We start from the raw sequence: 14,027 nt of genomic DNA on the forward strand, positions 1-14,027 counted from the left end.
ACCCCCTCCGGTACCGCGACAAGAGGAGAAACTGTGCCCACTGTGCCCCCGGCCGAGACGGCCGCTCGGAGGACCGCGGTGGACGTGACCGCACTGCTGGAGCGCGGCCGGACCCTGGCCACACCGGTGCTGCGCGCGGCCGTCGACCGCCTGGTGTCTCCCATGGACACGGTCGCCGCCTACCACTTCGGCTGGATCGACGCCCAGGGCAACCCGACCGACGGGGACGGCGGCAAGGCCGTGCGCCCCGCGCTCGCGGTGCTCTCCGCCGAGGTCACCGGGGCCGCGCCCGAGGTGGGCGTGCCCGGCGCGGTCGCCGTCGAACTGGTCCACAACTTCTCGCTCCTGCACGACGACCTGATGGACGGCGACGAGCAGCGCCGCCACCGCGACACCGTCTGGAAGGTGCACGGCCCCGCCCAGGCCATCCTGGTCGGCGACGCCCTGTTCGCCCTCGGCAACGAGGTCCTGCTCGAACTCGGCACGGTGGAGGCGGGCCGGGCCGCCCGTCGGCTGACCACCGCCACCCGCGCCCTGATCGACGGGCAGGCTCAGGACATCTCCTACGAGCACCGCGACCGCGTCAGCGTCGAGGAGTGCCTGGAGATGGAGGGCAACAAGACCGGCGCCCTGCTGGCCTGCGCCAGCTCCATCGGCGCCGTACTCGGCGGCGCGGACGCGCACACCGCCGACACCCTGGAGCGGTACGGTCACCACCTCGGCCTGGCCTTCCAGGCCGTCGACGACCTCCTCGGCATCTGGGGCGACCCGGAGGCCACCGGCAAGCAGACCTGGAGCGATCTGCGCCAGCGCAAGAAGTCCCTGCCGGTCGTGGCCGCGCTCGACGCCGGCGGCCCCGCCTCCGAGCGGCTCGGGGAGATGCTCGCCGCGGACGCCAAGCGCAGCGACTTCGAGGACTTCTCCGAGGAGGAGTTCGCGGCCCGCGCCGCGCTCATCGAGGAAGCCGGCGGCCGCGAGTGGACCACCGAGGAGGCGCGCCGTCAGCACACCATCGCCATCGACGCCCTGAACGCCGTCGACATGCCCGAGCGGGTGCGGGAACAGTTCACGGCGCTCGCCGACTTCGTCGTCGTACGAAAGAGATGATCACTATCGGTCTCATAACCCTCGCTTAGTCGCCGGCCGGTGGCGCGGGAAGAGACGCACCGGCCGACGGCGGACCCACAGCAGACGCAACGACATGCACACTGCACGAAGGGGAAGCCATGACAGCGACGACCGACGGAAGCACCGGGGCCCTCCCGCCCCGCGCTGCCGCGGCCAGCGAAATCCGTATCGACACCCCCGTGGCGGCCGGGGTACAAGAAGCCGCCCAGCGCGCGATGCGGCGCGCGACCGACTTCCTGCTCGCCCGGCAGGACGTCGAGGGCTGGTGGAAGGGCGACCTCGAGACGAACGTCACCATGGACGCCGAGGACCTGCTGCTCCGTCAGTTCCTGGACGTCCTCGACGAGTCGACGACCCGCGCCGCCGCCCTCTTCATCCGCGGCGAGCAGCGCGAGGACGGCACCTGGGCCACCTTCCACGGCGGACCCGGAGACCTCTCCGCCACCATCGAGGCGTACGTCGCCCTGCGGCTGGCCGGGGACGATCCCGAGGCGCCGCACATGGCGAGGGCCTCCGCCTGGGTCCGGGACCAGGGCGGGATCGCCGCCGCACGGGTCTTCACCCGGATCTGGCTGGCGTTGTTCGGCTGGTGGAAGTGGGAGGACCTGCCCGAACTTCCGCCGGAACTCCTGTACTTCCCGAAGTGGTTCCCGCTCAGCATCTACAACTTCGGCTGCTGGGCCCGGCAGACCATCGTGCCGCTCACCGTCGTCTCGGCCAAGCGTCCGGTGCGTCCGGCGCCCTTCGCGCTGGACGAGCTGCACACCGACCCGGCCGACCCGAACCCGCCCGGGCCGCCGGCGCCGGTGACCAGCTGGGACGGGCTGTTCCAGCGGCTGGACAAGGTGGTGCGCGGCTACCGCTCGGTCGCGGTGCGCAGGCTGCGCAAGGCCGCCCTGAACTCCGCCGCTCGCTGGATCATCGAGCGGCAGGAGAACGACGGCTGCTGGGGCGGCATCCAGCCGCCGGCCGTCTACTCGATCATCGCCCTGTACCTGCTCGGCTACGATCTCGAACACCCCGTGCTGCGGGAGGGCCTGAAGTCGCTGGACCGGTACGCGGTGTGGCGCGAGGACGGGGCCCGCATGATCGAGGCCTGCCAGTCACCGGTGTGGGACACCTGCCTGGCCACCATCGCGCTGGCCGACGCGGGGGTGCCGGCCGACCACCCCCAACTGGTCAAGGCGGCCGACTGGATGCTGGGCGAGCAGGTCGTGCGGCCCGGCGACTGGTCCGTGCGACGTCCCCAACTTGGGCCTGGTGGGTGGGCGTTCGAGTTCCACAACGACAACTACCCCGACATCGACGACACCGCCGAGGTGGTCCTCGCGCTGCGCCGCGTCCGCCACCACGACCCGGAGCGGGTGGAGAAGGCGATCGAACGCGGGGTGCGCTGGAACCTCGGCATGCAGTCGAAGAACGGCGCCTGGGGCGCCTTCGACGTCGACAACACCAGCCCCTTCCCCAACCGGCTGCCGTTCTGCGACTTCGGCGAGGTCATCGACCCGCCGTCGGCGGACGTCACCGCGCACGTCGTCGAGATGCTCGCGTTCGAGGGACTCTCCCACGATCCGCGCACCCGGCGCGGCATCACCTGGCTGCTCGCCGAACAGGAGCCGGACGGCTCGTGGTTCGGGCGTTGGGGCGTCAACTACGTCTACGGCACTGGCTCGGTGGTGCCCGCGCTCACCGCCGCCGGACTGCCCGCCCGGCACCCGGCGATCCGGCGCGCGGTCGCCTGGCTGGAGCGGGTCCAGAACGACGACGGCGGCTGGGGCGAGGACCTGCGTTCCTACCAGGACCCGACTCGCTGGAGCGGCCGGGGCGCCTCGACCGCCTCGCAGACCGCCTGGGCGCTGATGGCGCTGCTCGCGGCCGGGGAGAAGGACTCCGAGGCCGTCGAGCGGGGCGTCGCCTGGCTCGCCGAGACCCAGCACGAGGACGGCTCCTGGGACGAGCCCCAGTTCACCGGCACCGGCTTCCCCTGGGACTTCTCCATCAACTACCACCTGTACCGGCAGGTCTTCCCGCTGACCGCGCTCGGCCGGTACGTCCACGGTGAGCCCCGCGCCCCGAAGGCGCCGGTTACCGTCGAGGCCGAGGGCAGCTGATGGACGCGCAGCCCGCATCCGCCCCGCTGCTGATCGCCTGCGCGCTCGGCATCGAGCACCTCGCCCTGCGCATGGGCGACCGCGGCGGGGCCGGCGGGCCGGTGACGGTGCTGCGCACCGGCATGGGGCCCAGGGCTGCCGAGCGTTCCGTCAGCCGGGTCCTCGCCGACCCGGTGCTCGGCGGGGCGGCCGTGCTCGCCACCGGCTTCTGCGCCGGACTGGCCCCCGGCATGCACCCCGGCGACCTGGTGGTCGCCGAGGAGACCCGCGACCCGCTCGGCACCGTGCCGTGCGTGAACAGTGACCTGCTCGTCAAGGAACTCGTGCGCACGCTGCCAGGGCGCACCGTCCACACCGGCCCCCTGACCGGTTCCGACCACGTGGTGCGCGGGCCGGAACGGTCCGACCTGCTCGCCACGGGTGCGATCGCGGTGGACATGGAGTCGGCGGCCACGCTGCTGAGCGCCGTGCGCCAGGGCCCACGCCCCGTTGCGGCCGTCCGGGTGGTCGTGGACGCTCCTGAACACGAACTCGTCCGGATCGGCACGGTACGCGGTGGAATATCAGCTTTCCATGTCCTTCGTTCCGTCCTGCCTGCATTTTTCGAATGGCACCGCAATGTGCTGCTCCCCCGGAGGTGAGCCAGATGGCCATGCCGCTGCGCCAGTCCGTCAAGGTCGCTACATACTTGGCCGAACAGAAACTCCGCAAGCGGGAGAAGTTCCCGCTCATCGTGGAGCTGGAGCCCCTCTACGCCTGCAACCTCAAGTGCGAGGGCTGCGGCAAGATCCAGCACCCGGCGGGTGTGCTCAAGCAGCGCATGCCGGTCGCCCAGGCCGTGGGGGCGGTGCTCGAATCCGGTGCGCCCATGGTGTCGATCGCCGGTGGCGAGCCCCTGATGCACCCTCAGATCCACGAGATCGTGCGTCAGCTGGTGGCGAGGAAGAAGTTCGTCTTCCTCTGCACCAACGCCCTGCTGATGCGCAAGAAGATGGACAAGTTCACGCCGTCGCCCTACTTCGCGTTCGCCGTGCACATCGACGGGCTGCGCGAGCGGCACGACGAGTCGGTGGCCAAGGAGGGCGTGTTCGACGAGGCGGTCGAGGCGATCAAGGAGGCCAAGCGGCGCGGCTTCCGGGTCACCACCAACTCGACGTTCTTCAACACCGACACCCCGCAGACCATCGTCGAGGTGCTCAACTTCCTCAACGACGACCTCAAGGTCGACGAGATGATGATCTCGCCCGCGTACGCCTACGAGAAGGCACCCGACCAGGAGCACTTCCTCGGGGTGGAGCAGACCCGCGAGCTGTTCAAGAAGGCCTTCTCCGGGGGCAACCGGCGCCGCTGGCGTCTCAACCACTCGCCGCTCTTCCTGGACTTCCTGGAGGGCAAGGTCGACTTCCCCTGCACGGCGTGGGCGATCCCGAACTACTCCCTCTTCGGCTGGCAGCGGCCCTGCTACCTGATGAGCGACGGTTACGTGCCGACGTACCGGGAGCTGATCGAGGACACCGACTGGGACAAGTACGGCCGAGGCAAGGACCCGCGCTGCGCCAACTGCATGGCGCACTGCGGCTACGAGCCCACCGCCGTACTGGCGACCATGGGCTCGCTCAAGGAGTCGCTGCGTGCCCTGCGCGAGACGGTCTCCGGGGCGCGGGAGTGACGTCATGACGGCCGTCTCCCCGGACGTCCCCCGGGGTACCGGTCCGGCCGATCGCCGCGCGGCGCGTGTCGCGGGGGATCCAGGTCGGGCCGGTGGTGGTGGGAGCGGGGCCCCGGTGCCGGTGCAGTCGATGACGACGACCCGTCCGTCCGGCATCGGGCGGACGGATCAGCGCGAGCCGGGCCGTCCGCGACGCGGGCGGTCCGGCCCCCTCAAGGAGACGACCGGCGGCCCCGTCGCGGGGACGACCGGCGGCCCGGTCAAGGAGACAGCGGAATGACCACGGAGTTCGACCTCGGCGCGCTGCTGGCCGAGCGGGGAGCCGAACGCTACGAGCTGCACGGCAGGTACCTCAACCCTCAACTGCCGCGCATGCTGCACACCATCGGCTTCGACAAGGTGTACGAGCGGGGCGAGGGCGCGTACTTCTGGGACGCGGACGGCAACGACTACCTGGACATGCTCGCCGGGTTCGGGGTGATGGGCCTGGGCCGCCACCACCCCGTCGTCCGCAAGGCGCTGCACGACGTCCTCGACGCCTCCCTCGCCGACCTCACCCGCTTCGACTGCCAGCCGCTGCCCGGACTGCTGGCCGAGAGGCTCCTGGCCCACAGTCCGCACCTGGACCGGGTCTTCTTCGGCAACAGTGGGACCGAGGCCGTGGAGACGGCGCTCAAGTTCGCCCGGTACGCCACCGGGAAGCCGAGGGTCCTGTACTGCGACCACGCCTTCCACGGACTCACCACCGGCTCCCTGTCGGTCAACGGCGAGGACGGGTTCCGGGACGGCTTCGCGCCACTGCTGCCCGACACCGCCGTACCCTTCGGTGATCTCGACGCGCTGGCGCGCGAGCTGAAGAAGGGCGACGTGGCCGCCCTGATCGTCGAGCCGATCCAGGGCAAGGGGGTGCACGAGACTCCGCCCGGCTATCTGCGCTCGGCCCAGGAACTGCTGCGTCGGCACAAGGCGCTGCTCATCGCCGACGAGGTGCAGACCGGCCTCGGGCGGACCGGCGACTTCTACGCCTACCAGCACGAGGAGGGCGTCGAACCCGACCTGGTCTGCGTCGCCAAGGCGCTGTCCGGCGGCTATGTGCCGGTCGGGGCCACGCTGGGGAAGGACTGGATCTTCAGGAAGGTCTACTCGTCCATGGACCGGGTGCTGGTCCACTCGGCGAGCTTCGGGTCCAACGCGCAGGCCATGGCTGCCGGCCTCGCCGTGCTGTCGGTCATGGAGAACGAGCAGATCGTCGCGGGCGCCCGCGTGACGGGGGAGCTGCTGAAGGCGCGGCTGACCGCGCTGACCGACAAGTACGAGCTGCTCGCCGACGTCCGCGGCCGGGGCCTGATGATCGGCATCGAGTTCGGAAAGCCCCGGTCGCTGAAGCTGCGCGGCCGCTGGACCATGCTCCAGGCGGCCCGCAAGGGCCTGTTCGCGCAGATGGTGGTCGTCCCGCTGCTCCAGCGGCACCGCATCCTCACCCAGGTGTCCGGCGACCACCTGGAGGTGATCAAGCTGATCCCGCCGCTGGTCGTGGGCGAGCGGGAGGTGGACCGGTTCGTCGACGCCTTCACCGAGGTGATGGACGACGCGCACAACGGTGGCGGGCTGGTCTGGGACTTCGGACGGACCCTGATCAAGCAGGCGGTGGCCGACCGGTAGATGTTCACGTCCGCCCCGGATTTGCCTCTGAGGCAAGCAACTTGCCGCAGGGGCAATTTCCGGGCTGAATGGAGGCATGAGCCACCCAGCCTCAGAGCCCGGGTCCGAGCCCGGGCCGGCCCACGACCTGGGCGTCGTCGCGCCGCGACTGCGCGCCCTGCGCCGTCGTGCCTCCCTCACCCTGGAGGCCGCGGCCCGCGCCGCCGGACTGTCACCGGCCCACCTGTCCCGTCTGGAGACCGGGCAGCGCCAGCCCTCGCTGCCGATGCTGCTCGCGCTCGCCCGTGTCTACGGTACGACCGTCTCCGAACTGCTCGGCGAGACGGTCGCCGACCGGGACGCCGTCGTGCGTGCCGCCGACATGGAGCCCACCCATGCGGGCGGCTGGACCTACCGGCAGTCCGGCGCTCCGGGGCGGGGCATGCAGGCGCTGCGCGTGCAGGTGCCGTACGGCTCACAGGGCGACATCGTGCGGGTGCATCCCGGTGAGGAGTGGCTGCACGTCCTGCGCGGACGGCTGCGACTGCGCCTCGGCGACACCACCCACTTGCTCGGGCCCGGCGACAGCGCGCACTTCGACTCGCTGACCCCGCACCGCATCGCCGCGCAGGACCCCGACGGTGTCGACCTGTTGTTCGTCCACACCCTGTTGCAGAGCCCGACGGCCGCGCTGTGCCTCGGCCCCACCCCTGGAGAGACGCCATGACCGACATGGAGGAGAAGTTCCCTCGGAGCCTGTGGATCCGGCTGATCATCTACATCGCGGTGGGACATGTCTTCGCCGGGTTCCTCTGGCTGCTGTTCGAGATCGGGGCCAAGCAGTAGACGCGGGGCACCGAGCGTGCCACCTCAGTCGAGCAGACGCTCCCGGAGCCGCTCGCGGGTCCGCGGGGTCAGACCGAGGCCCTGCCCGAGGTAGGCGTCGACACCGCCCCAGGTCTCCTCGATGGTCTCGAACGCGGCCGTGAGGTACTCGGCGCGGGCGTCGAAGAGGGGGCTGAGCAGCTCCATGACCTCGGGGGAGTACGTCTCGGCGGAGGTGCCGCTGCGGCGTACCTTGTATCGGCGGTGCTTGGCGTTGGACTCCAGGTAGTCCGCCAGGATCGCCTCGCGCTCCACGCCCACCGCCAGCAGCGTCACGGCGATGGACAGGCCCGCGCGGTCCTTGCCCGCCGCGCAGTGCATCAGCGCCGGGACGCTGTCCTCCGCGAGCGAGTGCAGTACGAGCGAGTGCTCGCCCGTGCGCTCCTTCACGATCGAGCGGTAGGAGGCGATCATCCGGCCGGCCGCCCTGCCGTCGCCGAGGATCTCGCGCAGCAGGTCGATGTCGCCGTCGCGGACCATCTTCCAGAACTCGGAACCGTCCGCCGGGTCGGAGAGCGGCAGGTTCACGTTGCGCACCCCCGGCAGCTCGATGTCCGGGCCCTCCAGCTTCTGGTCCGCCGCGTTGCGGAAGTCGAAGACCGTGTGCAGTCCGAGCGAGGAGAGGAACGCGGCGTCCTCGTCGGTGGCGTGCGCGAGATGCCCGCTGCGGAAGAGCACGCCGTGGCGTACCCGCCGGCCGTCGACGGTCGGCAGACCGCCCACGTCACGGAAGTTCCGCACTCCGGCCAGCTGGGGCTCGGTCGACGGGATCTGCTGCGTCACGGGGGCTCCTCCCGGTCCTCGGTCCCGGCAGGCGCGGCTCGGCATGGCCACCGGAACATTTCCTCGACCATACGACATGGATGCCCGGGGCAAACGGTCCTCCACAAGGGCCTTCGGCGGTCGCGGGACGGCCGGCGGGGACGCCGGGTTCGGGGCGGGCAGGCTCGATCCGACAGCGACGTACGAATGCCGTGAAACGGGCGAAGTCCGCCGTGGTGCGATGGTGTCGCGCCATGGATCGCGCACCGGGCCGCCTGGTGACCTTGATGCGATGGTTATCCGTCTGCGTCACATGTGGGAGTTCTGTCCGAATTGGATCCTTCATTCCAACTCGCTGTGGAATAGGAGACTCTGGGGGACCGTCACGTGATCAGCGTCATATTCGTGACCCTGAGTCGTTCGTCATGCTCACGTAATACGGCTGTTTCTCAAGGAAATTAATGGGAAAGCCGGCATCTCAATCCACGGAGGGTGACGGGCAGTCCCCTCAGGGGATCAAGCCAATGGCACGGGGAGTACAACCTTCGCTTGTCCCTGTGCGTCTCGGTCGCTTACGTTCCACACCAATCCGGACGGACGCCCAATCCTGCCGCCGCCCGGAGCCCGCACACTCACCCGTGAACGGCAGGAGCGGGGGACCCACAGGCAGTACCGCCTGTTCCGGTTCCCGGAACGGCTAGGGGTAAAGCCGCGCCTCGGCGCGGCCGGACATCTCCAGTCCGCACCCGACAGCTCACCTCGTAGGCGCCGGAGAGGAATTCGTCATGCCCGCCAAGGGTAAGCACCGCCGTCCGAAGCCCCAGCGCTTCACCCGTTCCATCGCCGCCGCCGGAACCGGCGGCGCCGCGCTCGCCCTCCCGCTCATAGGGGCCACCGGTGCGCACGCCGCGCCGTCCCAGTCGGCGGCGCAGTCGCTTTCCCCCGTTTCCGCCGCTTCCTCGCTCTCCTCCGTTTCGGAAGAGGCCGTTCAGGCCGTTCCCGTGGCGCAGAAGTCCGCGAAGTCCGCCAGGACCTACACGGTGCGGTCCGGCGACTACCTCTCGAAGATCGCGGACGAGCAGAACGTCAGCGGTGGCTGGACCCGGCTCTACGCGGACAACCGCGAGGCCGTCGGCGACGACCCGTCGCTGATCCACCCGGGCCTGAAGCTGTCGATCGGCGAGCGGGCCGCGACCGGCACGAGGGGCGCGACGGGTACGACCAAGTCGCCGTCCGCATCGTCCGGTTCGTCCTCCTCGTCGAAGCAGTCCACGGGCTCCTCCGCGAAGTCGTCCTCCTCGGACTCCGCGAAGTCGTCCGCGTCGAAGTCGTCCCCGTCGAAGGCGTCCGTCACCCAGGCCGCCGGGAGCACCACCGCCGCCACCGGCTTCTCCCTCCCGGTGGCCGGTGCGACCGTCGGCACCCCGTACAAGATGGCCGGCAGCATGTGGTCCAGCGGTTACCACACGGGTGTCGACTTCGTCGTCCCGACCGGCACCTCGCTCAAGGCCGTCGGCGCGGGCACGGTCGTCTCCGCGGGCTGGGGCGGCGCGTACGGCAACCAGGTCGTCATCAGGCTCTCCGACGGCTTCTACGCCCAGTACGCCCACCTGTCCTCGCTCTCCGTCTCGGCCGGCCAGTCCGTCTCCGCCGGTCAGCAGGTCGGCCTCTCCGGCGCGACCGGCAATGTGACCGGCCCGCACCTGCACTTCGAGATCCGTACCGGTCCCGAGTACGGCTCGGACGTCGATCCGGTCGCCTACCTCCGCTCGCACGGCGTCTCCGTCGGCTGACGTACCGCTGGAATTCCCCGCCTGACACGCCACCGAAGGCCGGACCCCCCTCCCAGAGGGTCCGGCCTTCGGTGTTTCCGCCGCCGCCCCCGCCGCGGCTGTCGCCGCCGCTGCCGCCGCCGGTGTGGCTGTCGGTGGCGACCGCGCCGCACCACGTCCGCACCGTCTCCGACGGCTTCGGTGCCGTCGACGCCGAGCCGCCCCTCGTTCCAGCACCGGACGGTGGGGCCGAAGCCGCACACGGCCGGGCACTTCGCCGACCGCACGATCCCGAGCCGTGTCCGGATCAGCGGCTTCCGGGGGTGTCTCGCGTCGGCGCGAACGAGGGCGGCCGTATTCCCTGATTGGCCAAGTCTTTAGGAGTGGCTTATCTCACCGTCCGTCAACTCCTGCCTACGGTCGCGTAGGTCACATTCGAAGGTGAATCATGAACGGTTGTGGCAGACGATTCGAAGAATGACAACAGCTCAGCGATCGGGTCGTACGTGGCGGTGGGGGACAGCTTCACCGAGGGCGTCGGCGACCGCGGCCCCGACGGGGCGTTCGTCGGCTGGGCCGACCGGTTCGCGGTGCTGCTCGCGGACCGGCGGCCCGAAGGCGACTTCAGGTACGTGAACCTCGCGGTGCGCGGCAAGCTGCTCGACCAGATCGTGGCGGACCAGCTTCCGCGAGCGGTCGAGCTGGCGCCGGACCTGGTCTCCTTCTGCGCGGGCGGCAACGACATCCTCCGGCCCGGCACCGACCCCGACGAGGTCGCCGAACGCTTCGAGCGGGCGATCGCGGCCCTGACCTCCGCGGTCGGCACCGTCATGGTGACGACCGGGTTCGACACCCGTGGCGTCCCCGTGCTCAAGCATCTGCGCGGCAAGATCGCCACCTACAACGGCCACGTGCGCGCGGTCGCCGACCGGTACGGCTGCCCGGTCCTCGATCTGTGGTCCCTGAAGTCCATCCAGGACCGGCGGGCCTGGGACGGCGACCGGCTCCACCTCGGCGCGGAGGGGCACACACGCGTGGCGTTGCGTGCCGGTCAGGTCCTCGGCCTGCCGGTGCCCGCCGACCCCGAGCAGCCCTGGCCGCGGCTCCAGCCGCGCGGCACCCTCGAGATCCGGCGCGACGACGTGCAGTGGGCGCGCGAGTACCTGGTCCCGTGGATCGGGCGACGGCTGCGCGGGGAGTCGTCGGGTGACCACGTGACCGCCAAGGGCACGCTCTCACCCGACGACATCAAGATGCGGATCGCGGCGGTGGCGTAGCCCGAAGGGGGTGCGGCCGGCGGTTCCCGGGCCTCTGCCGGTCGCTCGACCAGTGAGGTGAGCGCGCGGGAGTGGTGCCCTCGCCGGGCCCGTTCCGGATGCTGGGATGACCGCATGCCCCGCTCCCGCACGCCTCTCGCCTCCACTGCCCTGTTCGCCGGTACGTCCGGCAGGGCGTCGCGCGCCGTCGCCGCGGCCGTCGTGACGCTGCTCGCCCTCGGGCTGCCGGCCGTCGCGGCGCCCCACGCGGCCGCCCGGCCCGCCGGGGCGGTGGTCGTGCCCGGCCCCGCCACCGTCACCGTGACCGGCGAGGGCGCCGCGAGCGCCCGACCCGACCTCGCGGTCGTCGGCGCCGTCGTCGAGGCCACGGCCGAGACCCCGCGGACTGCGCTGGACACGCAGTCCCGGGCCGCGACCGCCCTGCTCGACGCCGTCCGCCGCCAGGGCGTGGCCGAGCCCGACATCCGTACCGAGAACGTCTCCGTGACCCCGGTCCACGACTACCCTGAGGGCGCTTCCCGGCTGAGGGGGTACCAGGCGGCGCAGGCCTTCTCGGTGGTGGTCCGTGAGGTGGGCAGGACCGGGGCGGTCCTCCAGGCGATCACCGACGCCGCCGGGGACGCGGGCCGCGTCGACTCGGTGACCTTCGACGTCTCCGACCCCGCCCCGCTGCTGGCGCGCGCCCGCCGGGCAGCGCACGAGGACGCCCGCACCAAGGCGGTCCAGTACGCACGGCTCAGCGGCCACCGACTGGGCCGCCTGGTCTCCCTGAGCGAGGACCCGACCGGCCGTCCGCGCCCGGTGCCCCCGGCCGCCGACACCTCCGGTGTGGTCCCCGTGGCGCCGGGCGTCATCCGCGCGACGGCGACGGTGACGGCGGTGTACGAACTCGACTGATCCGGCCTCAGCGCTCCTCGGCGCCCGACGTCCGTGCCGCCAACCCGAGTTCCCGGGCCAGCGCCTCCTCCACCCATTCCTGCGCGCGGCTCCGGGGCACGGCGCCGTCGTAGGACGTGAGCTGTACGGCGAGGCCGTCGAGGAGGGCCGTCAGGCGCAGGGCCGTCCCGGCCGGGTCGGCACAGCGGAACTCGCCCGCGGCCACCCCCTCCGCGATCACCTCGGCGAGCGCCGCCTTCCACCGCCGGTCCAGGTCACGGGCGACGTCCCGAAGGGCCGGTTCGCGCAGCGACACAGCCCAGCCCTCGATCCACAGCCGCCAGCCCTTGGCCGACCCGGTGGGGGCGTACCAGCGCACCGCCGACCGCAGCCGGCGCAGCGCGGTCGTCCGGCGGCCGAGCAGTTTGCGCAGCCGGGCCAGATCGCCTTCGGCGGCGTAGGCGAACGCGTCGGCGACGAGCCGTTCCTTGGTGGAGAAGTGGTAGAGCACCAGCGCGTTGCTCACGCCGAGCGCCGAGGCCACGTCGGCGATCCTGACCGCCGCCACGCCCCGCGCCTCGATCTGCTCGATGGCCGCGCGCAGCATCTCCTCGCGCCGCTCGGCCACACTCAACCGGACCCTCGCCACGCCGTCACCCTACACAGGGCCCACCACCTGCGACGACGCCGTCAGCGGTGCCGGCCGTAGCGCTCCGCGATGATCGGCAGCCGCTGCTCGGCGATCGCGTGCGCGGCCTGGCGAGGGGTCGTTCCGTCGGCCTCCGCGCGCTCCAGCACGAGTTCCACGAGGGCGCGCATCGAGCGGCGCGTGTGGGCGAACGCCTCCCCGGCGTCCGCGCCGATGTCGCCGAACAGGGTCCACCACCACCAGGCGTTCGTCCCGGAGTTGACGACGACGTCCGGCAGCACGCTCACCCCGCGCGCGTGCAGCAGCCTCTCCGCCTCGGGCAGGACCGGCATGTTGGCCGCCTCGGCGATCCAGCGGGCGGTGATCCGCGCCTGCTCGTCCGGCCCGATCGCGTACGACACGGCGGCCGGTACCAGTACCTCCGCCTCGGCCGACAGCCAGGCGTCGTCCGGGAGTTCGCGGTCGCCGGGGCGCAACGCCCGGCGGTCGACGGTGCCGTGGGCGTCCCGCGTGGCCAGCAGCGCCTCCACGTCGAGGCCCGCCGGGTTGGCGATCGTGCCCTTGACGTCGGCGACGGCCACGACCCTCAGCCCCGCGCGCATGAGGAAACGCGCCGTGGCCCCGCCCATGGTGCCGAACCCCTGGAGGGCGACCCGGGTGCCCGCGTGCGGCACCCCGGCCCGGTCCAGGGCCGTGAGCACGGACTCGGCGACGCCGCAGCCCCCGACCAGCTCGTCCAGGCCGATGCCGTCCACCTCGACGGCGAAGGCGTCCGCGAGCCGTCCGCGGGCCGTGCTCTCGTCGTCGAGCAGCGGATAGACGGCCTGGATCGACGAGACGAGGCCGGCCTCCGCGGCGGCCCGGTCGACGACGTCCTGGCTGAGCCCCAGGTCCTCACCCGTCGTCCAGCAGCTCTCGACGTACGGCCGTACCGCCCGCAGGTACCGCACCAGCAGTCCGTACGCCCGGGGGTCCCGCGGATCGCAGTCGATGCCGCCCTTCGCGCCGCCCAGCGGGACATAGCGCGCCGCCGGGTCGTAGTGCAGGGCCTCCTTGAGGCTCATGCCGCGGGCGAGGCCGGTCACCTCGTCGAGGGTGCAGCCCTCCCGCATCCGCAGGCCGCCGCTGCATACGCCGCGCACGAGCCGGTCGACGACCAGGTGGCCCCGGCGGCCGGTGAGGTGGTCGGTCCAGGTGAGGGACAACAGGGGGGCGGTCATACGGACTCCTCGCCGGCGGTCGTACGGGCTCCCCGCC

The 14,027-nt window shown here is 71.7% G+C and carries 13 protein-coding genes, 1 pseudogene and 1 riboswitch; of the genes and pseudogenes, 11 read left to right on the plus strand and 3 right to left on the minus strand.

The window, feature by feature from the left end:
- The first annotated feature begins 42 nt into the window (after nucleotides 1-42).
- The 8 genes and pseudogenes from ACZ5Y0_RS07185 (at nucleotide 43) to ACZ5Y0_RS07220 (ending at nucleotide 7,395) form a co-directional block, all read left to right on the plus strand.
- Nucleotides 43-1,107 (plus strand): polyprenyl synthetase family protein, encoded by a 1,065-nt coding sequence (locus tag ACZ5Y0_RS07185; RefSeq protein ID WP_469128020.1) that lies wholly within the window; start codon nucleotides 43-45, stop codon nucleotides 1,105-1,107.
- Between the two features lie 119 nt (nucleotides 1,108-1,226).
- Nucleotides 1,227-3,239 carry a squalene--hopene cyclase gene (gene shc / locus ACZ5Y0_RS07190; RefSeq protein ID WP_469127619.1) on the plus strand — a complete coding sequence of 671 codons (2,013 nt, stop codon included), beginning with the start codon at nucleotides 1,227-1,229 and terminating at the stop codon, nucleotides 3,237-3,239.
- Entirely contained in the window at nucleotides 3,239-3,880 is a 642-nt protein-coding gene (locus ACZ5Y0_RS07195) for a phosphorylase family protein (protein WP_469127620.1), read from the plus strand. Before shc ends, ACZ5Y0_RS07195 begins: the two co-directional genes overlap by 1 nt.
- A 5-nt stretch (nucleotides 3,881-3,885) precedes the next feature.
- On the plus strand, nucleotides 3,886-4,908 hold the full coding sequence (gene hpnH, locus ACZ5Y0_RS07200; protein ID WP_469127621.1) for an adenosyl-hopene transferase HpnH: 1,023 nt from the start codon (nucleotides 3,886-3,888) through the stop codon (nucleotides 4,906-4,908).
- 50 nt (nucleotides 4,909-4,958) lie between these two features.
- Nucleotides 4,959-5,083: pseudogene (locus tag ACZ5Y0_RS07205) on the plus strand (flavodoxin-dependent (E)-4-hydroxy-3-methylbut-2-enyl-diphosphate synthase); the annotation flags it as partial.
- 101 nt (nucleotides 5,084-5,184) lie between these two features.
- Nucleotides 5,185-6,570, plus strand: coding sequence for an aspartate aminotransferase family protein (locus ACZ5Y0_RS07210; protein WP_469127622.1), 1,386 nt, complete (start codon nucleotides 5,185-5,187; stop codon nucleotides 6,568-6,570).
- 76 nt (nucleotides 6,571-6,646) lie between these two features.
- Nucleotides 6,647-7,276, plus strand: a complete 630-nt coding sequence (locus tag ACZ5Y0_RS07215) for a helix-turn-helix domain-containing protein (RefSeq protein ID WP_469127623.1) — start codon at nucleotides 6,647-6,649, stop codon at nucleotides 7,274-7,276.
- The gene (locus tag ACZ5Y0_RS07220) at nucleotides 7,273-7,395 is read left to right on the plus strand and encodes a DUF6126 family protein (protein WP_469127624.1); all 123 of its coding nucleotides are present in this window, start codon (nucleotides 7,273-7,275) and stop codon (nucleotides 7,393-7,395) included. Before ACZ5Y0_RS07215 ends, ACZ5Y0_RS07220 begins: the two co-directional genes overlap by 4 nt.
- 24 nt (nucleotides 7,396-7,419) lie before the next feature.
- On the opposite strand, the gene ACZ5Y0_RS07225 is transcribed toward ACZ5Y0_RS07220, so the two are convergent.
- Nucleotides 7,420-8,217: a tyrosine-protein phosphatase gene (locus tag ACZ5Y0_RS07225; RefSeq protein ID WP_469127625.1), complete on the minus strand. Its 798-nt coding sequence runs from the start codon at nucleotides 8,215-8,217 to the stop codon at nucleotides 7,420-7,422.
- 602 nt (nucleotides 8,218-8,819) lie between these two features.
- Nucleotides 8,820-8,977, plus strand: a riboswitch (cyclic di-AMP (ydaO/yuaA leader).
- A 4-nt stretch (nucleotides 8,978-8,981) separates the two neighbouring features.
- Between ACZ5Y0_RS07225 and ACZ5Y0_RS07230 the strand changes: the two genes are divergently transcribed.
- The 3 genes from ACZ5Y0_RS07230 (at nucleotide 8,982) to ACZ5Y0_RS07240 (ending at nucleotide 12,142) form a co-directional block, all read left to right on the plus strand.
- Nucleotides 8,982-9,989 (plus strand): M23 family metallopeptidase, encoded by a 1,008-nt coding sequence (locus tag ACZ5Y0_RS07230; protein WP_469127626.1) that lies wholly within the window; start codon nucleotides 8,982-8,984, stop codon nucleotides 9,987-9,989.
- Between the two features lie 437 nt (nucleotides 9,990-10,426).
- Nucleotides 10,427-11,245 carry an SGNH/GDSL hydrolase family protein gene (locus ACZ5Y0_RS07235; RefSeq protein WP_469127627.1) on the plus strand — a complete coding sequence of 273 codons (819 nt, stop codon included), beginning with the start codon at nucleotides 10,427-10,429 and terminating at the stop codon, nucleotides 11,243-11,245.
- A 114-nt stretch (nucleotides 11,246-11,359) separates the two neighbouring features.
- On the plus strand, nucleotides 11,360-12,142 hold the full coding sequence (locus ACZ5Y0_RS07240; protein WP_469127628.1) for an SIMPL domain-containing protein: 783 nt from the start codon (nucleotides 11,360-11,362) through the stop codon (nucleotides 12,140-12,142).
- Between the two features lie 7 nt (nucleotides 12,143-12,149).
- On the opposite strand, the gene ACZ5Y0_RS07245 is transcribed toward ACZ5Y0_RS07240, so the two are convergent.
- Both ACZ5Y0_RS07245 and ACZ5Y0_RS07250 read right to left on the minus strand, forming a co-directional pair.
- Nucleotides 12,150-12,770 (minus strand): TetR/AcrR family transcriptional regulator, encoded by a 621-nt coding sequence (locus ACZ5Y0_RS07245; RefSeq protein ID WP_469127629.1) that lies wholly within the window; start codon nucleotides 12,768-12,770, stop codon nucleotides 12,150-12,152.
- A 41-nt stretch (nucleotides 12,771-12,811) separates the two neighbouring features.
- Nucleotides 12,812-13,990 (minus strand): glutamate dehydrogenase, encoded by a 1,179-nt coding sequence (locus tag ACZ5Y0_RS07250; protein ID WP_469127630.1) that lies wholly within the window; start codon nucleotides 13,988-13,990, stop codon nucleotides 12,812-12,814.
- Between the last annotated feature and the right edge of the window lie 37 nt (nucleotides 13,991-14,027).

The sequence above is a fragment of the Streptomyces sp. NPDC033216 genome, assembly GCF_055577115.1.

What these genes read in the sequence shown, in the direction of transcription:
- ACZ5Y0_RS07240 (WP_469127628.1), top strand. Translation starts at nt 11,360, where the DNA reads ATGCCCCGCTCCCGCACGCCTCTCGCCTCCACTGCCCTGTTCGCCGGT.
- ACZ5Y0_RS07220 (WP_469127624.1), top strand. Translation starts at nt 7,273, where the DNA reads ATGACCGACATGGAGGAGAAGTTCCCTCGGAGCCTGTGGATCCGGCTG.
- hpnH (WP_469127621.1), top strand. Translation starts at nt 3,886, where the DNA reads ATGGCCATGCCGCTGCGCCAGTCCGTCAAGGTCGCTACATACTTGGCC.
- ACZ5Y0_RS07250 (WP_469127630.1), bottom strand. Translation starts at nt 13,990, where the DNA reads ATGACCGCCCCCCTGTTGTCCCTCACCTGGACCGACCACCTCACCGGC.
- ACZ5Y0_RS07195 (WP_469127620.1), top strand. Translation starts at nt 3,239, where the DNA reads ATGGACGCGCAGCCCGCATCCGCCCCGCTGCTGATCGCCTGCGCGCTC.
- ACZ5Y0_RS07210 (WP_469127622.1), top strand. Translation starts at nt 5,185, where the DNA reads ATGACCACGGAGTTCGACCTCGGCGCGCTGCTGGCCGAGCGGGGAGCC.
- shc (WP_469127619.1), top strand. Translation starts at nt 1,227, where the DNA reads ATGACAGCGACGACCGACGGAAGCACCGGGGCCCTCCCGCCCCGCGCT.
- ACZ5Y0_RS07230 (WP_469127626.1), top strand. Translation starts at nt 8,982, where the DNA reads ATGCCCGCCAAGGGTAAGCACCGCCGTCCGAAGCCCCAGCGCTTCACC.
- ACZ5Y0_RS07215 (WP_469127623.1), top strand. Translation starts at nt 6,647, where the DNA reads ATGAGCCACCCAGCCTCAGAGCCCGGGTCCGAGCCCGGGCCGGCCCAC.